The organism is Halopelagius fulvigenes, from assembly GCF_055398025.1.
Map to the genome: position 1 here is coordinate 2,400,178 of NZ_AP043846.1, position 19,504 is coordinate 2,419,681.

Below are 19,504 nucleotides of genomic sequence, written 5' to 3' on the forward strand. Positions count from 1 at the left end.
GGTTCGCGGCGCGAGTCGAAGAGGACCGGAAAACGGGAAAATCGGGGAGGCGGCGGCGTCAGTCGTCGGACTGTGCTTCGGCGGACTCTCCACCGTCGGCCGCGGCGGGTGCGGCGTCTGCCGCCGTCTCGGCGCCCGCGTCGGTCGGGGCGGACGCCGCTTGCACCTCGAACTGTTCGAGGAGCGAGTGCAACCGTTCGGCCCTGTCGGCGAGCGATTGGACGCTGGTCGATACCTCCGTCAGCGACGACGTCTGTTCCTCGGAGGCGGCGGAGACGTTCTGCGCCTCGGCGGTCGTCTGAGCGCTCACGCCCGCGACGTCCTCTTTGACCGATTCTTGGCTGTCCGTGTAGGCGTACGCCGAGATGCTCCCCATCACCAGCAGAACGACTACGATACCCGTGAGAAACGTGAGTGCGTAGCTCCTCCGAATCCGCTTCGGAAGCAACTCCCGTAACGATGGCATGAGTTGAAATTATAAACGAGTGCTATATTCTTGGCGCCCCAATTATCAAGATCTGTCATTGGTCCGGGGGCTGTCGGTTCGCTCGCCGCGTTCGCGTCTCGGCGGCTGGGAGCGTAAACGAGAACGTCGACCCCTCGCCGGGTTCCGACTCGACCCAGATCTCGCCGCCGTGACGTTCGACGATTCGCTGACAGAGCGCCAACCCGATGCCGGTACCGGAGTACTCCTCTCGGGTGTGGAGTCGCTGGAAAATCTCGAAGATGCGCTCCTGTTCGTCCGGGTCGATGCCGATTCCCTCGTCTCGAACGGAGACTCTCACCTCCGAGTCCCCGTCCTTCCGAGCGGAGATGGACACTTTCGGGGGTGCGTCACCGCTGTACTCGAGAGCGTTACTCACCAGGTTCTGGAGCAGTTGGCGCAGTTGGTCGGGGTCCCCCTCGACGGAGTGTAACTCGCCCACTTCTACGGTGGCGTCGCTCTCGCTGATCCGCATTTCGAGGTGCTTCTGAACGTCGGTGAGCACCTCGCGCAGGTCGACCTGTTGGAACGTCTCCTCCTCCGTCCCGAGGCGGGACAGTTTGAGTAACCCCTCGATCATCTCGTGCATCCGTTCCGCGCCGTCGACGGCGTACTCGAGGAACTCCTCGCCGTCCTCGTCCAGTTTCTCGCCGTACCGGTCCTCGATGAGCGTGAGGTAGTTCGTGACCATGCGCAACGGCTCTTGGAGGTCGTGGGAGACGACGTAGGCGAACTGCTCTAAGCGCTCGTTGGATTCCCCGAGTTTGCGGTTCGACTCTTCGAGTCGGTCCACCGTCTTCTGGAGTTTCGCCTTCGTTCGCTCCAGTTCTTCGTTACGCGACTCGACGGTGAGAGCGCGCGTCTTCGCCAACGCATCGCGACTCCCGACGCCGAAGCCGGCGACGGTACCGAACGCCGTGAGGACGAGGAAGCCTCGAACCGGGTCGCTGATGCTCTCGGCGGGTTCGAACTGATAGAGGGCGAGGCTGGCGAGCATCAGCCCGAATCCGCCGAGACACCAGTACGCGATGGTCGGATAGAACTGGGGGTCGATGTCGGTACGCGGGAGCCGATATCCGCCGTAGAGGAGTACGACCCCCGGGACGGTGACGTACAGCGAGACGACTAAGATGTTCGACACCGCCCTCCCTTGGAGGAGTTCCACGACCGCCAATCCCACTCCGAGTACGAGGTGGAACCCGCCGAACGCGACGACGGCACCTCTCCCCTCGGCCGGAGACACGGCGTTCGCCCGAGATGTCATCACCCAGAATGGGGGCCAAGTCCATTTCAACTTTCATACCGGAGCGCGGCCGAGAGCGACGTATCCACTGCCGCTGTCGTCAGGAACAGAGGTTCAAGACAGAACGATGTGAGTCATAAGAGCGAGGGAACACTCAGAGAACGGGGCTTTGTGAGTATCAAGTGAGCAACTCTACCGGATTTCTGCTCAAATGAGAACGATAGGTAGAGCGTGCAAATCGAGCATCTTCACCATCACGACCTTCCTGAAGATGCCGGTTCGATTACTGATAAGAATAGAGGGTCTAAGTAAAGGGAGGGATCACTTAGAATCAGATAATGTCGATTAGAGAAAGGAGTGAAAGAAAAGTCGAAGAAACAGTATGTAGGTTGGAAGACGAATATGAAGAGTTTACTGTTGTTGAAAAAACGTGGGAGCATTCAGGGGAACGGTACGACAATATCGGTGAACGTTTTGAACAAGGGACACTCGGCGGCGCAGGTGTCTGGCTAACCAACGAAAACGGGGAAGTTCTACTAGTACGGAACGAGGGAGACAAAGGATGGGGAGATCCAGGAGGAAAAGCCGAAGTCGGTGAGTCTTACGAAGCAACTGCAAAGCGGGAAGTCAAAGAAGAAACAGGTGCTGAGTGTAGACTCACAGGCCTTTGCGATGTTCATATAATCGAGAATCAGAACGCTGAATCCGATGATCCATCAGTATTTGAACTAATTGTAACATTCCATGGGGAACTAAATGGCGGAGAATTACGTCCCCGTGAAGGCGAAATCGCCGAAATGGATTGGTTTGCAAAGCCACCTGAGAACGTATTGTTTGACGAGATACGGACGAGACCCTATCCTGCCTAAGTGTAAGATATTCCTTGCACTCTCCGGCCTAGGTTTGGTTGAGGTGAGAGACACCGGTACTGAGCGATAGATGGGTCATCTGTACTTAGCAGCTAATCCGTCTTCCAACGTCTTGGAAAGGGACCACCGTATAGTTCGGTATTACTGGATAATATATTAGTACGCCGTCGCGGCTCGGACTTAGCGGAAGCCGTGACGACGCTGCGGTGCGCCGCGTGACGTGTTCGAATCAATCTCGGAACGAGCGGTCGTCCCGCCACAACGAGACGCTGTACGCTCAATCTGAAGCGATTGAGAGGAGAACGGGCGTGACGGGAGTCCCGCGAGCAACACGAGACAGCTTCGCCGTCTCGCTGGCCGTGCGGGCGACCTGTCGTCGCCCGCAGACGAAGCGAGTGGGACTCAGGAACGCCCGTGAACCGAACGAAGTGAGGTGAACGGGCGTGACGGGATTCGAACCCGCGATCGAGAGGTTAGGAACCTCTCGCCCTGTCCACTAGGCCACACGCCCTCGACGGAGAGTAAGAGAGCATCGACTAAAACGGGTGTGATTCGAAAGACCGCGGGCGGAGAACGGAACTGCTCAGTTGGTTTCGGTCGAGGTGGACTTCTCGGTCGAAGTCGAGGCGGTCGCCTCGGACTCCTCGTCCTCGTTTTCGCCCTGCATGTCCTGCAGTTCCTCCTCGATTTCGTTGCGTCCGCGCTTGAACTCGCCCATCGCCTGACCCGTGGAGCGAGCGAGCTTGGGAATCTTGTTCGCGCCGAACAGCAACACGAGGACGAGCAGAACGATGAGCAGTTCCGGCCCGCCAGGTATCCCCGGGAAGAGGGGGGTCATGGTCGGTGACATCACTACCAAATGCTAACCTAGTCTCGATTATAGGCTTTTTGCTCCCTCAACGTAACGTTTCTCGCTCCGAGAGTGCGGGATACCGGCCGAATTCTCCCGAGTCGGCCCGCAACACCGCGGATATTCGAACGACGGTCCGGAGAGAGCGCTCCGTCGCTCGACGCCCCGACGGTCGACGGTGGAAACCCCCGCATCGAACGCCGAACGCGTCTCGGTTGGAGAACATTCAACACCGCCGCGGCCGAACGACGCCCATGGTCGAAGTCGGCGACGACGCCCCAGACTTTACCGCACCGATGGCGGACGGCGACGTGAACACCCTGACGCTCTCGGACCGCCTCGACGACGCACCACTCGTCCTCGCGTTCTTCCCGGCGGCGTTCACGAGTACGTGCACGACGGAGATGTGCACGTTCCGCGACCGGATGGCGAACTTCGAGGACGTCGGCGCGACGGTGTTCGGAATCAGCGTCGATACGCCGTTCGCGCTGAACGAGTTCCGCGAACAGAACGACCTGAACTTCCCCCTCCTCAGCGACACGAACCGCGAGATAGTCCGCGAGTACGGCGTCTCGATGGACTTCGAGAAGTACGGCGTCGAGGAGGTGGCGAAACGGGCGGTGTTCGTCGTGGACGGGTCCGGCGAGGTGACGTACGCGTGGGTGAGCGACGACCCCGGCGCGGAACCCGACTACGAGGAAGTCGCCGACGCCGCCGAGACGGCGCGCGCCTGAGGACGCCGACGCCGCCGATACCCGGAGGTATTTGCGCCTGCGTCACGAACGGAACGGCGCATGGACGTGACCGACAGCGACGACGACGGCGGGCGTGAGTACCAGTCCGAAGAGGACCACGCCTACCCCGACGAGAAACTGAACGAGATACTGCCGGAGTTGCTTGACGACCCCGAGGTGAAGGCGTATCTCGAGGCGCAGAACGTCAACGCGGTCACGCGGAAGGGGTACAACGACCACGGTCCGAAGCACATCGAAATCGTCCGTAACCGCGCGCTCCGCCTGTACGACCTCCTGAAGGCGGGCGGCGTCAAGTTCAACGGCGCGTCGGACCAGGGTCTCGAAGAGGCCGACGAACCGGTCATCGTCGCCCTCGCGGCCACTCTCCACGACATCGGACACATCGTCCACCGGGACGAACACGCCTACTACTCCATCCCCCTCGCCGCGGACCTTCTCGACCGCTTCCTCCCGAAGTTCTACGACAGGCCCGACGCCGTGCGGATGAAGGCGGAGGTGCTTCACGCCATCCTCTGTCACCACACCGAGGAGGACCCCCTCACGCGGGAGGCGGGCGTCATCCGCGTCGCGGACGCACTCGACATGGAACGCGGCCGGTCGCGCATCCCCTACGAGAAGGGCGGACGCGGCATCAACACCCTCTCCAGTCGGGCCATCGACAACGTCGCCCTCGAACCGGGCGACAGTCGGCCCGTCCTCGTCGAGATAGAGATGGTCAACGCCGCGGGCGTCTATCAGGTGGACAACCTCCTGAAGGCGAAGCTCGACAACTCGATGCTCGAAGACTACATCCGCATCGTCGCGGTCAACACGCGGGCCGAGAACCAACTGGTCGAACGCATCGAACTGTAAGACGCCGGACGAAAACGGGGTTCTCGCGTCGCTCGGCGCTCAGTCGTCCGCGCTGGCGCGGAGCGAATCGGAGTCGGCGATGGTCAGGTCGCCGCTGAGCGTCCGGTTCGGGTACGGGATGTCGATTCCCGCCTCGTCGAACCGTTCCTTCACCCGCTGAACGTACTTCGCGCGCGTCTTCACGAAGTCGGAGCGACTCGGGTTCGCTATCCAGACGCGCGAGGTGAGCGTGACCGACGAGTCGCCGAGTTCCGTCAGGCGGACCGACGGCGCGGGGTCGTCGAGGATGTCTGGGTTGGCCTCGGCCTCCGCCACGATTATCTCCGTCGCGGCGTCGATGTCGTCGTCGTAGCCGATGCCGAACGGCACCTGCAGGCGGAGTTTGTCCTTCGCCACGGGGTTCTTGATGACGCCGTCGGTCAGTTCGGAGTTCGGCACCGTCAGCAGTTCGTTGTCGAACGTCCGAACCCGCGTGACGCGGAAGCTGATGTCCTCGACGATGCCGGAGTTACCCTCCCACTCTATCCAGTCGCCGATTCTGAACGGCTTGTCGGTGAAGATGAACACGCCCGCGACGAAGTTCTGCAGGACGTCCTGCATCGCCAACCCGATCGCGAGCGTCGCCGCCGCGGCGATGGTCGCCACCGACTGCAGGAAGTTCGGCAACCCCGCAGCGGTCAACGCGACGGTCAACGCTGCGAACACGACGAGGACGCTGGCGATTCGCCTGAGCGGTCGCCTCGCGTGCGGTTCGAGCCCCCGCCGGTTCATCACCCGCGAGAGGAAGGGGAGGAGGGCCGCTTTCCCGACGAGGTAGACGACGGCGAACGCGACGACGAAGGCGACCGTCTTGCCGAGGAGGGCGGCCGCCGCCTCTCCGAGAAAACCCTCGAACAGTTGCGCGATTGCGCCGTCTAAGCCGTTCACTTGGAGGGCGAGACCGACTCCGCTCATCGAGTGACGACGGCGGTGTTCCCTCTCGTTTCGACCACGTCCGCGTTGATTCGTCCCGCCAGGTCGTCGGCGAGTTCCTCGACCGTGGTCCCGGCCCGCGCCGCGCGGAGGAACTTCACCTTCACGAGTTTCCTGTCGGCCAGTTGGTCCGACAGTTCGTCCGTCACCGCGCCGATCCCGCTCTTGCCGACCCACACCGTCACGTCCACGTCGTGCGCTTCCTTCCGCAGTTCCTGTTTGTCCATACTTCCGTTACCGGCCGAGTACGTTTGAACGTTAAGGGTCCGTGAACGTCGTGCCCGGTCAATCGTGCGGGTACCGCTTCGTCGCGCCGCAGTCGCAGCGAACGACCACCCGACCGGGGCGGAGTCGGACGCGCGCGTTGACGCCGGGCCGGAGGTACGCGTCGCAGTCGTCGCAGGTGTAGCGACGGAACGTCCGCGGGAGGCCGGTCCGGTTCCGCTCCGCGATGCGCCGCGCGAGGCGGACGTACTCGCGGGCGCGGTCGAACTCCCGTTCGGCGGTGGCCTCCCGCGCGAGTTCGTGCAGGCGTTCGATGCGTTCCGCCGCGATTTCCATGGTCCGACGAGGGGGGCGGCCGACCAAAGACGTTCCGTCTCCCGGACGCGGAAGTCGGTAGCGTCAAACCGCCGCCCGAAAAAATCGGCGGCAACGTGAGCCTGCGCGTCCTCAACTACCTGGAACTCGAATCCGAGTTGCACCGAAGCGGCATCGGCACGGCGACGGACCAGCAACGCGCGGCCCTCTCTCGCGCCGACGCGGACGTGGACGTCGTCACATCGCCGTGGCGCGGCGGACATCCGGCGCGGGCGCCGCTTTCGGCGGCGGCGGGACGGGGGTTCTTCCGCGGGTACGACGTGGCCCACTGCAACCTCGTCGGCCCGGGGTCGGTCGCCGTCGCCCGCCACGCGAAGCGCAACGACATCCCGCTGATTCTCCACACGCACGTCACCCGGGAGGACTTCGCCGAGTCGTTCCGCGGGTCGAACGCCGTCGGGCCGTTCCTCGGGCGGTACCTCCGGTGGTTCTACTCGCAGGCCGACCTGGTGCTCTGCCCCTCCGAGTACACCAAGCGCGTCCTCGAATCGTACCCCGTGGACGCGCCTGTCCTGCCGATGTCGAACGGCGTCGACGCCGAGTCGCTGTCGGGGTTCGAGGACCTGCGCGAGGAGTACCGCGACCGGTACGAACTCGACGGGATGGTCGTCTTCGCCGTCGGCAACGTCTTCGAACGGAAGGGCCTCACGACGTTCTGCGAACTCGCCGAGGAGACCGACTACGACTTCGCGTGGTTCGGACCGTACGACACCGGGCCGCACGCCTCGAAGACGGTGAAAAAGTGGGTGAGAGACCCGCCGGAGAACGTCACCTTCACCGGGTGGGTGGACGACATCCGCGGCGCGTTCGGCGCGGGCGACGTCTACCTGTTCCCGACGAAGAACGAGAATCAGGGCATCGCCGTCCTCGAAGCGATGGCGTGCGGGAAGGCCGTCGTCCTCCGGGACATCCCCGTCTTCGAGGAGTTCTACACGCACGGCCGCGACTGCCTGAAGTGCTCGACGAAGGCGGAGTTCCGCCGCGCCCTCGAACTGCTTGCGCGCGACGAGGACCTCAGGAAGCGACTCGGGGAGAACGCCCGCGAGACGGCGGCGGAACACAGTCTCGACCGGGTGGGTGACCGACTGGCGGCGACGTACCGCGAGGCGTACGAGGCGAAACGGGAGGGGCGGCCCGTGGACGTATCGCGCCTCCGGTGAAAGTCACAAGCGATTAAACGGACAGTGCCGAAGCACGACCGATGGAACCGGTCTCGGTCGCCGCCTTCACAGACACGTACCTGCCGACGGTCAACGGCGTCACGTACACGATAGAGACGTGGCGCGACTGCTGGCGGGAGCGCGGCGGTCGGATGGACGTGGTCTTCCCCGGGAGCGACGGGTACGACCCCGACGACGGCGAGTTCCCGGTTCGGAGCGTCGCCTTCCCCTTCTACGACGGGTTCCGCTTGGGCGTGCCGCGCGTCCCCGAGGCGGTGCGGGACGTCGACCTCGTCCACGCGCACACGCCGTTCGCCCTCGGTCTGAGCGGGATGCGCCTCGCTCGACGGCGGGAGATTCCCTTCGTCGCCTCCTACCACACGCCGACTGGCGAGTACGCCGACTACCTCACCTCGCGCGCGCGAGTCGAGTCCGGCATCGAGTCGCTCTCGGAACGGTACGAGCGCTGGTTCTTCGACCGGGCCGACGCCGTCGTCTGCCCGAGCGAGGACGCCTGCGAGCACCTCGTCTCGGAAGTCGGCGTCGAGACGGAGGTGACCGTCCTCTCGAACGGAATCGACGTGGGTCAGTTCGTCCCGACGGACGCCGCCGACTTCCGCAGGCGTCACGACCTGCCGGACGGACCCCTCCTCGGCTACACGGGCCGACACGGGTACGAGAAGAACCTCGCGGAGTTCGTCCGCGCGGCGGAGGGACTCGACGCGACGCTGGTGTTCGGCGGCGACGGCCCCGCCCGGGACCACCTCGAATCGCTCGCCCGCGAACTCGACGTGGACGCCCGGTTCTTGGGCTTTCTCCCCCGCGAGGAACTGCCGGCGTTCTACTCGGCGCTCGACGCGTTCGTCTTCCCGAGTCCGGTCGAGACGCAGGGGTTGGTCGCCTTGGAGGCGAACGCCTGCGGGACGCCCGTCGTCGGCGTGGACGAGGGTGCGCTCTCGGACACCGTCGTGGACGGCGTGACGGGCTATCACTACGTCCGCGGCGACGTCGGGGACTGCCGCGACGCCATCCGGCGCGTGCTGGACGAGCGGGAATCGCTCTCGGAGTCGTGTCTGTCGCGGCGGGACGACCTCAGCGTCGAACGCGCCGTGGACGAACTGGCGACGCTGTACGACCGCGTCCGCTCGAAGAAAAAGGCCGGTCGTCGCTGAATCCGCGGTTCAGTCGTCTTCTAACGCCTGCGCGATGCGCTGGAGCTGTCGCGTCGCGTCGCGGACTTCGTCGCGGAGCTGTCGAACCTCGCGGACGAGTTCCTCGTTGCCGACGGACTCGCTCTCGCCGCGGCCGCCCGGACCGCCGCCCATGCCGCCGCCGCCCATGCCCGGCGGGCCGCCGCCGCCCATCATCCCGCTCATCATCTGCGCGAAGGGGTTGCCGCCCGCGCCGCCGGGGCCGCCGCCGCCCATCATCTCCTCGGGCGAGGGGCGTTCGCCGTCGCCCTCCTCGCGTTCCTCCTCGCGTCGCTGGCGAATCTCCTCGACTCGCTCTCGGAACGACTTCTCCTCTTCCTCGCCGTCCCCTGCCTCCTCGGTCGGTTCGTCGGGTTCGTCGGGTTCGTCGGACATACCTCCCGGTTCAACCCGCGGCCGCAAAGGACTGTTGGTACGCGAAGGCGAGTCGCCGGGGGCGGTCGATTACGTCCCGCTCACCCGAACGCGCCGAGACTCGACTGCACGTCGCGCGTCGTCGCCTCCGGCACCACGTCGTAGCCCACGAGGTCGCGCAGATCGACGGCGTAGGCGCTTCCGGCGCGGTCGAGGACGAGGACTCGCCCCTGCACGCCGCGGACGGTTCCCGTCGCCATCGTCTCGGCCACCGGTCGGTCGTCGAGGTCCAGACCGTAGTCGAAGGAGAACTCCGATATCACGTCGAACCCCGAGAGCAGACCGGTCCACGACGCGTCGTCCACCTCGCGGTGGAGTCCGTCCACCTTCGTCGGCACGCGGACGCGGTCGGGGATGTTCTCGGCGAGTTCGGCCTCCAGTTCCCGCGCGATGCGGCCGTCCGAGACGGTCCGCACGTGCGCGCCGCGGTCGGCGCCCTGTTCGCGGAGGCGCGTCTCCAGTCGCCACTCCTTCGTCACGCCGACCTTGAACGAGTCGGGCGCGAACGCCGCGAGGTAGACGGCGTGGGGGTCGTGGCAGTCCATCTCGTCTTTCAGGCAGGTGCCGGTGCACTTCGCGCACACCCACGTTGAGCTGTGGTCCCGACAGTACGGCGCGCGGTCGGCGTCGCAGGGGACGTGTTCGTCGTCGGCGAGGACGCCGGCGCAGTGGCGGTCTTCGAGCGTGTGGGCGAGTTCCGTCCCCGGTTCCAAGGGGACGTACTCCACCTCGCCGTCGTCACTCAGAAAGAGTCCCGGACCGCCCGTGTCGTAGCCGACGAACTGCACGACTCCGGGTAGGGGAAGGCGGCGTAAAAGGCGTGCCGTTCCGGCGCGGGCGGTTCGGCTCGGTGCCCGCATCGGGCGACGAGGAAGGTAACTCCCTTGCGACTGCAGGCAAGCCCCTAATCATCTACAGCGGCGAATTTCGCGATCAAGTGACGGCGACACCCTCGGTACGGCGGGCGAAGGGAAGTTGCAACGTCTCCCGACGGAGTTCGGGACTCGCGGTCGGAAGCGACTCGGCCGAAGCGACTCCGACGCGAACGACGGCGGACTTCCATCAATGCAAAAGAGCATCGAAGTAGAGTACTGGGTCGTCGACCGAGACGGAGCGCTGACGACTCCGGACGAGCTCACGGAGATCTCGGAGAACGTCGAGGAGGAGTTCGTCCCGCCGCTCTTCGAGCTGAAGACGCCGCCCTGCGAGACGTACGCCGACCTGCGTTCGACGTTCGTGGACCAACTTGATCGGGTGCTTCGGAGGGCCGACGAACTCGACAAACTGCTCGTCCCGTTCGGAACGCCGATAAACGGCGAGGAGATCGAGCGGTGGCCGAGCGAACGCAGTCGGATACAGAAGCGCGTCCTCGGGACAAACTTCGACTACGCGAAGTACTGCGCGGGGACGCACCTGCACTTCGAGAAGCGGAACGTCGTGGACCAACTCAACGTGCTCGCGGGCCTCGACCCCGCGCTGGCGCTTCTGAACTCGTCGCCGTACTTCCGCGGCGAACGGGTGGCGAACGGCGCTCGCGCCTACCTCTATCGGAAGAGGTGCTACGAGAACTTCCCGAAGCACGGGCAGCTGTGGGAGTACGTCGACACCGTCGCCGAGTGGGAACGGCGTCTCGACCGGCGGCTAGCGGAGTTCACCGAGGCGGCCGTCGAGGCCGGAATCGACGAGGGGGCCGTCGAGGCCAACTTCACGGCCGATGACGTGGTGTGGACGCCGGTTCGGTTGCGCGACGAGATGCCGACCGTCGAGTGGCGCGCCCCGGACGCGGCGCTTCCGAGCCAGATCCTGCGCTTGGCCGAGGAGATGGACGCCGTGATGGAGCGACTCCACCACGCGAACGTCCGAGTGGAAGGGGCGACGGGCGAGGTGACGGACGACGAAATCGTCCTCCCCGAGTTCGAGACGGTGCGCGACTACGTCGGAGACGCCATCTACGAGGGGTTGGACTCCGCCGACGTCGCGACGTACCTCGAACGGATGGGGTTCGACGTGCAGGGGTACGACCCGCTGACGCGGAAAATCGACGGGCGCGAGCGGGTCGCCCCGGACGAGGCGAAGGAGCTCCGCCGCCGGTACGGGGAACTCCTGCGAGAGGACGTGAACGACCTCTGTCGGAACTGAGGGCTACTCGCCCGCGGGCGCGGTGCGTTCCGCGCGCAGTTCCTCGATGAGCTCTCGCGCGGCGCGGCGAACTGCCTCGTCGCTCGACCCCTCGGGGTTCCACCCGAGCGCCGAGAGCTTCTCGATGGAGAGGCGCATCCGGGGGACGTCGCCGGTCCATCCCCTGTCGCCGCCGGTGTACTCGTACTCGGGGTCTACGTCCATCTCCTCGCTGACGATGTCGGCGATGCGGGTGACGGAGGTGGTCGTCCGCGTCCCGAGGTTGTACGTGTTCAGCGAGTCGTCGGCGTTCTCGACGACGTGCGCGATGGCGTCCACGCAGTCGGTGACGTGGAGGTAGGACTTCTCCTGTCGGCCGTCGCCGAGGATGGTGAGCGTCTCGGGGTCGTCCAGCAGTTTCTCGATGAAGTCGGGGACGACGTTGCCGCGTTGGTGCGGGCCGACGATGTTGGCGAAGCGGAACAGCCAGACGGTGAAGTCCTTCGCGTGGGCGTACGTGGAGATGAGACCCTCGTCCGCGAGCTTCGACGCGCCGTAGACGCTGATGGGTTCGAGCGGGGCGTAATCCTCGGGCGTCGGGCGCGGCGCCTCGCCGTAGACCGTAGAGGAGGAGGTAAAGGCGAGGTTCGTGACGCCGACTTCCTCCATGCGTTCGAGGACGTTGTACGTCATCTCGGTGTTCTCCTCGAACAGTTGCCGCGGGTTGGCGTAGTTCGTGTCAGTGTACGCCGCGAAGTGGAAGACCACGTCCACGTCGGCGGTGATGGCCTCGGCCACGTCGTCGGGGTCGGTCATGTCCGCCCGCACGAACTCCGCGCCGTCGGGGACGCGCGCCCTGTCGCCCTTCGAGAGGTCGTCCGCGACGACGACTTCGTTCTCGGGGAGGAGATGCTTCGCGAGGTGGGAACCGACGAGGCCCGCACCCCCCGTGACGACGACTCGCTTCTCGGAGAGGTTCATGGGGGGTACTGCACCGTACGGTTTCAAGTGCATTCTGGTCGCTCTCACCGCCTCCGAGTCGTTCGCTCGTTTCGGGAGGCGGTCATCGGGGGGAAGACGGCCGGCGAAATCGCGGCGGCGCGGGACGACGCGGGGGAAACGAAGGGTCTTACCGGCCCGACCGACACCGACCGAGCATGCAGGACGAACCGGACGTCGCCGTCCTCCGTCTCGGACACCGACCCGGCCGAGACGACAGGATGACGACCCATATCGGACTGACGGCGCGCGCACTCGGGGCGGACCGAGCGCTGTTCGTCGGCGACGCCAGCCAATCGAAGGAGACGGTGGACGACATCACCGCGCGGTTCGGCGGGCCGTTCGAGGCCGAGGTCATCGAGTCGTACCGGCCGATAATCCGCGAGTGGGACGGGGTCGTCGTCCACCTGACGATGTACGGCGAACGCGTGCAGGACGTGGAAGCCGAAGTGCGCGAGGCGCACGCCGACGAACCGGTCCTCGTCGTCGTCGGCGCGGAGAAGGTGCCGTTCGACGTGTACGAGGAGGCGGACTACAACGTCGGCGTGACGAGTCAACCCCACTCGGAGGTGGCCGCACTCGCCGTCTTCCTCGATAGACTGTTCGACGGGCGCGAACTCGAACGAGAGTGGGAGGACGCCGACCGACGCGTCGTCCCCATGGAGACCGGCAAGCGAGTCGTCGAAGCCGACGACGAGGAGTGAAGCGCCCGCCCCGCCCTGTCCCGTCCCGTCCGGAGGCGGACTCGGGAGGCGCGGAGAAACGGTAATCAGCATGTCAATTCTCGGCGGAATCACCCCGCTCCGTTACGTTCACGGCAGGTACAGAACCTGCAGAGGTAAGCCACAGATCCAAGCGCAATACTTGCGTCTCGGAATTTATGTCAAGAGAAAGAGTAGAGGGCGGAGGGGCCGGGGCGACAGACGGTCGGTACCGTCGCGTCGTCGCCGCGGTTCTCGCTTGGACCGTGGTAACGAGTGCGCTCGTCGCGGGCGTCGGCGTCGCGGGCGTCGGCGTCGCGGGCGCGGCGTCCGCGCAGGACGGCGACGATTCGGCGGCCGCGCCGCCGCTTCAGGTGAGCGACGAGGGGGCGCAACTCACCGACGAGGAACGGCAGGCCGTCGAGAGCGGCGTCCGACGCGGCGCGCGACTGGCGCAGATGCAGGGCGCGACGGTGAACCAGTCGCACCGGCAGGCCGCCGTGAACGGGACGATAGAGGCGGTGGCGCAGAGCCAGTCGGCGAACGTCACGCAGATTCAGCGCGCCGCCGCCGGCGCGGCCCACGGGACGTTCGTTCAGAGCCAGAACGCGAGCGTCGAACAGGTGCAGGCGGCCGTCGGCGGGAGTACGGCCGGAGCGCTATCGCAGACCCAGAACGCGAGCGCGAGGCAAACTCAGGCGGCGGCGTACGGCGCCTCCCACGGGGCCCTCGCCCAGCGTCAGTCGGTGACGGTCGAGCAGATACAGGTGGCCGCGGAGGGCGCGGCCGCGGGTGCCTGCGCGGAACCCGTAAACGAGACGGTGGATATCGCGACGATACAGGAGGCCGCACAGGGTGCGGCCTACGGCGCGCTGGAGAGTAGCGACGGCGCGGCGTTAGAGAAGGTCGAAGCGGGTGCCAGAGGCGGTGCCGACGGCGTCCTGACGCAGGTCCAGTCGGTCAACATCAAGCAGGTCCAGGTCATCGCGATGGGCGCGTCCTCGGGCGCGGTCCGACAGAGCCAGCAAGCGACGGTCGAACAGGTCCAGTCCGCCGCGAACGGGGCGGCGGCGGGGACCGTCACGCAGGTTCAGAACGTCACTGTCGTCCAGATTCAGGTGATCGCCGACTCGGCCGCCGGCGGCGCTCTCTCGCAGTCCCAGCAGGCGTCCGCCACGCAGATTCAGGCGGCCGCGCGGGGCGTGAGTCAGGGGGCGGTCGTTCAGATTACGCAGACGCAGGTCGTGAATATCTACCAGATACAGATCATCGTCGAGCAGTCCGCCTCGACGACCGCGGAGCAGGCGGCCGAGAGCGGAACGACCGACGTCGAAGTGATCGTCGAGAGCGGCCGGGAGAACGTTGACGAGAGCCTCTCGGAGGAGAGCGGCGCGGAGACGCCCGAACCAACGCCCGACGAGACGCCGGAAGAACCCGAACCGGAGGAACCCGCCGCCGAACCCGAACTGGAGAGCGTGAACGCGACTACCGGCGAGAGCAACGTCACGGTCGAGAACCCCAACGACGTTCCGGTGACGGTGACCGTCTCGAACGACACCGGCGCGGTGACGTCGGCGACGGTGCCGGCCGGCGAGAGCGAGACGGTCGAAGCCCTCCCGCCGGGTAACTACACCCTCACCGCGGAGACGGGGGACGGCACGTCCGTGGACGTGAACGGCCGAGCCGAGTACGAATTCACGCTCGAACCGCTCTCGACGACGGCGACGGTCGAAAACGGCTCCGTCGCGGTGGCGAACCCTAACGTCGTCCCGGTGACGGTCAACGTCACGAACGAGACGGGCGACGCGGTCGAATCGCTGACGGTGCCCGCGGGCGAGAACGCGACGACGGCCGAACTCCCGCCGGGCAACTACACGCTCACGGCGGAGACGGAGGACGGGATGCTCGTGCCGGTGAACGACGGCGAGAGCGTCGAGTTCACCGTCGAACCGCGCTCGACGACGGCGACGGTCGAAAACGGCTCCGTCGCGGTGGCGAACCCCAACGCCGTCCCGGTGACGGTCAACGTCACGAACGAGACGGGAGTCATCGCGTCCGTCAGCGTCCCGGCCGGCGAGAACGCGACGACGACCGAACTCTCGCCGGGCGACTACACCGTCACCGCGGCGACGGAGGACGGCGTACCCGTGGACGTGAACGGCGAACAGTCCGCGACTCTCACGGTCGAAGCGCCGCCCGTCGAGAGCCTCGAAGCGACCGTCGGTGAGGACAACGTGACCGTCGCTAATCCGAACGACGTCCCGGTCACGGCGAACGTCACGAACGAGACGGGAGTCGTCGCGTCCGTCACCGTCCCGGCCGGCGGGAACGCGAGCGTCGAGGGACTCGCGCCGGGCGACTACGTCCTGACGGCGGCGATGGAGGACGGCACGCCGGTGGACGTGAACGACGAGACGGACTTCGCGTTCAGCATCGAGGAGACGCCGACGCCCGCCGAGACGGCCGCGGAGAACGGGACGGAGACGCCCAACGAAACCGCGACGCCGACCGAAACGGAGACGCCGACGCCGAATGCGACGGCGACACCCGCCGAGACTGAAACGGCGACTCCGACCGAAACGGCGACGGAAGCCGAAACGGAGACGGCGACGCAAACGGAGACTGCGACCGAGACTGCGACGCAGACGCCGACCGGAACCGAGACTGCGACGCTGAACGCGACCGCGGTGCAGTAGACGGAGACGCGCGGACGGCGGAGTACCGCGGCCGTCGGGCGGAGCGTCCGTCGCGTCGTCCGGCGACCCGGCGGAACGTCCTCCGGGGGTCGTTAGGCGGTCCGTTCGGCGAGCCACGAACCGGCTACTTTTATTCGCGCGGTACGGATGCCCGCGCCGTCGTGGCACTGCCGAACACCCCACCGAACCGCGGACGCCCGTCCGCCGCGGAAGCGCCGTCGTTCGATCTCTCCGGCCGGACCGCGGGCGGGGCGGACAGCCTGATACAGGGGGTCGATTTCCTCGACGTGTCGAACCCGCTCTACGCGACCGTCGCTCTCGTCTTCGGCCTCGCGGTCGGCGTCCAACTCGTCCGCCTCGCGGGCGACCGCCTCGACGACCGGTTCGGGACGACGACGGCCGAGTTCGTCGAGACGGTGCTGACGTCGGGGCTCATCAGCGTCGCGGTGGTGGGAGTCGCGTCCGTCTGGAACATGACGTTCCTCGTCGAGTTCGCCGTCAACTCGGTGATCGTCGATCGGTGGACGGCGATGCGGCAGGTTATCACCGTCGCCCTGTTCGTTACCGCGTACCTCCTCGTCCGGTCCGTCAACCGCTCCATCGACAAACTCGGCGAGACCGAGGCGCTCACCGAACACCAATCGGAGATAGCCTACCACCTCGCCGACCTCGGCATCTTCCTCGTCGCCGGGAGCATCGCCCTCTCGCTTTGGGGCGTCGACCTGACGAACGTGTTCATAAGCGCCGGAGCGCTCAGCGTCGTCGTGGGGTTGGCCGCCCGGGCGACGCTGTCCGCCATGGTCGCGGGGTTCGTCCTCCTGTTCTCGCGCCCGTTCGAGGTGGGCGATTGGATTCAGGTCAACGGCCAGTCGGGCGTCGTCATCGACGTCACCCTGTTCAACACGAAACTCCAGACGTTCAGCGACAAGCACGTGCTGATCCCGAACGACCGGGTCACGAGCAACGAACTCCTCAACCTCACGGACAACGACCAGCTTCGAATCGACGTGTCGGTCGGGGTCGATTACGACACGGACCTCCAGCGAGCTCTCGACGTCGTAGAGGAGGCCGCCGAAGACAGCGACGCGTTCCGCACCTCGCCCGCTCCGAAGGCCGTGCTCCGGGAGTTCGGCGACTCCGCGGTCGTGATCGAACTGCACGCGTGGATAGACCGCCCGACGAAGCGACGCGTCGAGGACGCTCGGACGGAGGCGATTCGAGCGATACGGAGCGCCTTCGACCGGGAGGGAATCGATATCCCGTACCCCCAACGAGTCGTGGACTCGCGTGACGACTCGGGGTTCCGCGTCGCGCCGGACGACGCTCCGACCTCCGTCGCGGACCGCAACTGACGGCTTCGTCTCGGCCGGGAGGGACGCTCGCTGTACGGCGCAAACTCTCGCGTCGACGGGATCGACTCGCCCGCCGCAGTGCGATCGATTCCGCGGCGATTTTTCCGAACTCGGATCGACAGAGCGCGCCGCGGTCCGAGCGTTACTCCCCTCGCAGTCGCACCGGTACCTCAAAAGACTTAATGGGCGCACCGACGGATGTTCGATAATGGCTTTTGAGGAGCTGCTGAACGACCCTGTCATCCAAAAGTACCTCCACGAACTTGTCGGACCGACGGGGATGCCGGTGGCCGCCGCGCCGCCGGACGGCGAGGTGACGGACGAGGAACTCGCCGAAGAGCTCGGCCTCGAGCTCAACGACGTGCGACGGGCGCTCTTCATCCTCTACGAGAACGACCTCGCGTCGTACCGCAGAGTTCGCGACGAGGACTCCGGGTGGCTCACCTATCTCTGGACGTTCCACTACGAGAACATCCCGGAGAACCTCGAAGAGGAGATGTACCGACTTCTCGACGCGCTCGAAGAGCGACTCGACTACGAACGGACCCACGAGTTCTACCTCTCGGAACCCGCGGGCATCCGCTTCGAGTTCTCCGAGGCGATGGAACTCGGCTTCCAGTGCCCGGAGACCGGCGCTCCGCTCGAACCCATGGAGAACGACGACATGGTCGAGTCGATGGAGCGACGCATCGAGGACCTGCGAGACGAACTCAACGTCGACGTGAAGAGACAGTCCAACTGATGGTCGTTCTCGCAACGAAGTGCTACGTCTCGGGCGACGCCCGAGAACGCGCGCTCGACAGCCTCGACTCTCTCGTCCGGAACGATATCGGCGAACTCGACGCGGAGTGGGACATCGGCGTCCGCGACGACGACTTCATCTCGGTGACGGTGACGGGCGAGGACGAGACCATCGCGCGGAACGTCCTGGCCGAGGAGTGGGGCGAGGTGACGCCGCACCTCTCGGAGGGCGAGACGTACGTCGGCACGCTCGAGTCGTGGGACGACGAGGGGTTCGTCCTCGACGCTGGGTACGGAAACGACGTCCGCGTCCCGACGGAGGAGCTCGGATTGGGAACCGGGACGGCGACGCAGATTCGCGACCGGTTCGGCATCGTCCAGCACGTGCCGCTGGAGTTCGTCCACGGCGAGACGCCGCGCCTCTCGGACGGCGCGCGCAACCGACTGTTCAACTGGACCCGCGAGGAGACGGGCGGGCGCGTGAACGTCAACAGTTCGACCCGCGGCGAAGTCCGCGCGACGGTGAACCGCGCGGGGCACGCCGAGGACATCGTCACCGTCGAACGCCTCGGCCTCCTCGAACAGAGCATCGTCTGCGCGGAGGGGACGGACCCGCCCGGACTGCTGGCGAGCATCGGTTCGTACCTCCCCGCGGAACTGAAGTGCGTCATCTCCTGACCGCCGCATGAATCGACGACTGCTCCTCGCCGGGTTCGCACTCGCCGTCCTCGCGATGACCGCCGGGTGTCTCGGCATCGGGACGGGCGACGTGCCCGCAGAGCGTATCGACGCCGCGCCGCAGTCGCAGTACGCGTGGGACTCGAACGTCACGACGCACATCACCATCCAGGAGAACGCGGACTTCCGCGCCGTCTACGAGATGAACCAGAGCGAGATACAACTCTACCGCCGCGACGGGTTCGGCGGGCGGAACCCCCTCTCGGTGGAGGCGGTTCGCTACCGCTACCCCAACGGGACGGTCATCAACGGGACGGAGATACGCGAACGCGGCGGCGCGGTAAGTCAGACGCGGAGCGTCACCACCGTCCAACTCCCGAACGACGCCCCGCCGAACGGCGGCGGCCAACTCGCGTTCACCAGTAGCGGGTCGCCGAAGCGGTTCACCCTGCCGACGTACGTCGACGGCTCCTACGAAGTCGTCCTCCCGGAGAACCGGCACGTCGAGTTCCCCGTCTTCGGGTCGGTCAGTCCGCCCGCGGACGACCGGGCGACGACCGCGGACGGGCGGGTGACCCTCCGGTGGGACGAGGTGACGGCGGACACCGTGGCGGTGCAGTACTACCTCCAACGCGACCTGTACATCTTCGCGGGCATCCTCTCGGTGCTCGCGGTGGTCGGCATCGGCGGTCTGCTGTACTACCGGCGGCAGATAGAGTCGCTGAAAGAGAAGCGCCAGGAGTTGGGTCTCGACGTCGAGGAGGACGACGATGTCGGCGGCGGCGGTCCGCCGCCGGGGATGTAGTACG

21 protein-coding genes and 1 tRNA gene are annotated in these 19,504 nt (G+C 66.0%); 12 read left to right on the top strand and 10 right to left on the bottom strand.

The genetic code is table 11. From position 1 onward, the window contains the following. Positions 1-58: 58 nt before the first annotated feature. Both ACZ522_RS17165 and ACZ522_RS17170 read right to left on the bottom strand, forming a co-directional pair. Positions 59-466, bottom strand: a complete 408-nt coding sequence (locus tag ACZ522_RS17165) for a hypothetical protein (RefSeq protein WP_379696854.1) — start codon at positions 464-466, stop codon at positions 59-61. 55 nt (positions 467-521) lie between these two features. Next, positions 522-1,748, bottom strand: coding sequence for a sensor histidine kinase (locus ACZ522_RS17170; protein WP_379696851.1), 1,227 nt, complete (start codon positions 1,746-1,748; stop codon positions 522-524). Positions 1,749-2,065: 317 nt separating this feature from the next. Between ACZ522_RS17170 and ACZ522_RS17175 the strand changes: the two genes are divergently transcribed. Further along, positions 2,066-2,596, top strand: a complete 531-nt coding sequence (locus ACZ522_RS17175; protein ID WP_379696848.1) for an NUDIX hydrolase — start codon at positions 2,066-2,068, stop codon at positions 2,594-2,596. Positions 2,597-3,034: 438 nt separating this feature from the next. Here the strand turns inward: ACZ522_RS17175 and ACZ522_RS17180 are convergent. Further along, positions 3,035-3,107: transfer RNA gene (locus tag ACZ522_RS17180), tRNA-Arg, on the bottom strand. 72 nt (positions 3,108-3,179) lie between these two features. After that, complete coding sequence (locus tag ACZ522_RS17185; RefSeq protein WP_379696846.1) at positions 3,180-3,446, bottom strand: Sec-independent protein translocase subunit TatA/TatB; 267 nt, start codon at positions 3,444-3,446, stop codon at positions 3,180-3,182. Between the two features lie 254 nt (positions 3,447-3,700). On the opposite strand from ACZ522_RS17185, the gene ACZ522_RS17190 reads away from it, so the two are divergent. Then, entirely contained in the window at positions 3,701-4,180 is a 480-nt protein-coding gene (locus ACZ522_RS17190; protein ID WP_379696844.1) for a redoxin domain-containing protein, read from the top strand. A 60-nt stretch (positions 4,181-4,240) separates the two neighbouring features. After that, positions 4,241-5,053: an HD domain-containing protein gene (locus tag ACZ522_RS17195; RefSeq protein ID WP_379696841.1), complete on the top strand. Its 813-nt coding sequence runs from the start codon at positions 4,241-4,243 to the stop codon at positions 5,051-5,053. A 39-nt stretch (positions 5,054-5,092) separates the two neighbouring features. Here ACZ522_RS17195 and ACZ522_RS17200 read toward each other — a convergent pair whose 3' ends face one another. From ACZ522_RS17200 to ACZ522_RS17210, 3 genes are read right to left on the bottom strand one after another with little or no spacing between them, the layout of a single operon-like run. After that, on the bottom strand, positions 5,093-6,007 hold the full coding sequence (locus ACZ522_RS17200; protein WP_379696839.1) for a mechanosensitive ion channel family protein: 915 nt from the start codon (positions 6,005-6,007) through the stop codon (positions 5,093-5,095). After that, positions 6,004-6,252, bottom strand: coding sequence for a YhbY family RNA-binding protein (locus ACZ522_RS17205; RefSeq protein WP_379696836.1), 249 nt, complete (start codon positions 6,250-6,252; stop codon positions 6,004-6,006). The genes ACZ522_RS17200 and ACZ522_RS17205 overlap by 4 nt, the downstream gene beginning before the upstream one ends. Positions 6,253-6,310: 58 nt before the next feature. Further along, positions 6,311-6,586: a ribonuclease P protein component 4 gene (locus ACZ522_RS17210; protein ID WP_379696833.1), complete on the bottom strand. Its 276-nt coding sequence runs from the start codon at positions 6,584-6,586 to the stop codon at positions 6,311-6,313. Between the two features lie 101 nt (positions 6,587-6,687). Between ACZ522_RS17210 and ACZ522_RS17215 the strand changes: the two genes are divergently transcribed. Both ACZ522_RS17215 and ACZ522_RS17220 read left to right on the top strand, forming a co-directional pair. Then, the gene (locus tag ACZ522_RS17215) at positions 6,688-7,785 is read left to right on the top strand and encodes a glycosyltransferase family 4 protein (RefSeq protein ID WP_379699866.1); all 1,098 of its coding nucleotides are present in this window, start codon (positions 6,688-6,690) and stop codon (positions 7,783-7,785) included. A 41-nt stretch (positions 7,786-7,826) separates the two neighbouring features. Next, positions 7,827-8,957, top strand: a complete 1,131-nt coding sequence (locus ACZ522_RS17220; RefSeq protein WP_379696831.1) for a glycosyltransferase — start codon at positions 7,827-7,829, stop codon at positions 8,955-8,957. Positions 8,958-8,966: 9 nt separating this feature from the next. On the opposite strand, the gene ACZ522_RS17225 is transcribed toward ACZ522_RS17220, so the two are convergent. Together ACZ522_RS17225 and ACZ522_RS17230 are read right to left on the bottom strand one after the other, a co-directional pair. Then, positions 8,967-9,371 carry a hypothetical protein gene (locus ACZ522_RS17225; protein WP_379696828.1) on the bottom strand — a complete coding sequence of 135 codons (405 nt, stop codon included), beginning with the start codon at positions 9,369-9,371 and terminating at the stop codon, positions 8,967-8,969. An 80-nt stretch (positions 9,372-9,451) separates the two neighbouring features. Continuing rightward, positions 9,452-10,198, bottom strand: coding sequence for a DUF2797 domain-containing protein (locus tag ACZ522_RS17230; protein WP_379696825.1), 747 nt, complete (start codon positions 10,196-10,198; stop codon positions 9,452-9,454). Positions 10,199-10,475: 277 nt separating this feature from the next. Here ACZ522_RS17230 and ACZ522_RS17235 point away from each other — a divergent pair, with 277 nt between their 5' ends. Further along, on the top strand, positions 10,476-11,549 hold the full coding sequence (locus ACZ522_RS17235; protein WP_379696823.1) for a glutamate-cysteine ligase family protein: 1,074 nt from the start codon (positions 10,476-10,478) through the stop codon (positions 11,547-11,549). Positions 11,550-11,552: 3 nt separating this feature from the next. On the opposite strand, the gene ACZ522_RS17240 is transcribed toward ACZ522_RS17235, so the two are convergent. Then, a complete protein-coding gene (locus ACZ522_RS17240; RefSeq protein ID WP_379696820.1) occupies positions 11,553-12,509 on the bottom strand; it encodes an NAD-dependent epimerase/dehydratase family protein in 957 nt (318 codons plus the stop codon). Positions 12,510-12,685: 176 nt separating this feature from the next. Between ACZ522_RS17240 and ACZ522_RS17245 the strand changes: the two genes are divergently transcribed. The 6 genes from ACZ522_RS17245 to ACZ522_RS17270 all read left to right on the top strand — a co-directional run bounded on the left by ACZ522_RS17245 (position 12,686) and on the right by ACZ522_RS17270 (position 19,500). Continuing rightward, positions 12,686-13,231 carry a tRNA (cytidine(56)-2'-O)-methyltransferase gene (locus tag ACZ522_RS17245; protein ID WP_379696817.1) on the top strand — a complete coding sequence of 182 codons (546 nt, stop codon included), beginning with the start codon at positions 12,686-12,688 and terminating at the stop codon, positions 13,229-13,231. A 176-nt stretch (positions 13,232-13,407) separates the two neighbouring features. Then, positions 13,408-15,924, top strand: coding sequence for a collagen binding domain-containing protein (locus ACZ522_RS17250; RefSeq protein ID WP_464391786.1), 2,517 nt, complete (start codon positions 13,408-13,410; stop codon positions 15,922-15,924). 161 nt (positions 15,925-16,085) lie between these two features. After that, positions 16,086-17,276: a mechanosensitive ion channel family protein gene (locus ACZ522_RS17255; protein ID WP_379696811.1), complete on the top strand. Its 1,191-nt coding sequence runs from the start codon at positions 16,086-16,088 to the stop codon at positions 17,274-17,276. A gap of 208 nt (positions 17,277-17,484) precedes the next feature. Further along, positions 17,485-18,018 carry a transcription factor gene (locus ACZ522_RS17260; RefSeq protein ID WP_379696809.1) on the top strand — a complete coding sequence of 178 codons (534 nt, stop codon included), beginning with the start codon at positions 17,485-17,487 and terminating at the stop codon, positions 18,016-18,018. Next, positions 18,018-18,695 carry a DUF2110 family protein gene (locus ACZ522_RS17265; RefSeq protein WP_379696807.1) on the top strand — a complete coding sequence of 226 codons (678 nt, stop codon included), beginning with the start codon at positions 18,018-18,020 and terminating at the stop codon, positions 18,693-18,695. The genes ACZ522_RS17260 and ACZ522_RS17265 overlap by 1 nt, the downstream gene beginning before the upstream one ends. A gap of 7 nt (positions 18,696-18,702) precedes the next feature. Next, positions 18,703-19,500, top strand: a complete 798-nt coding sequence (locus tag ACZ522_RS17270; RefSeq protein WP_379696804.1) for a DUF5803 family protein — start codon at positions 18,703-18,705, stop codon at positions 19,498-19,500. Positions 19,501-19,504 lie beyond the last annotated feature (4 nt).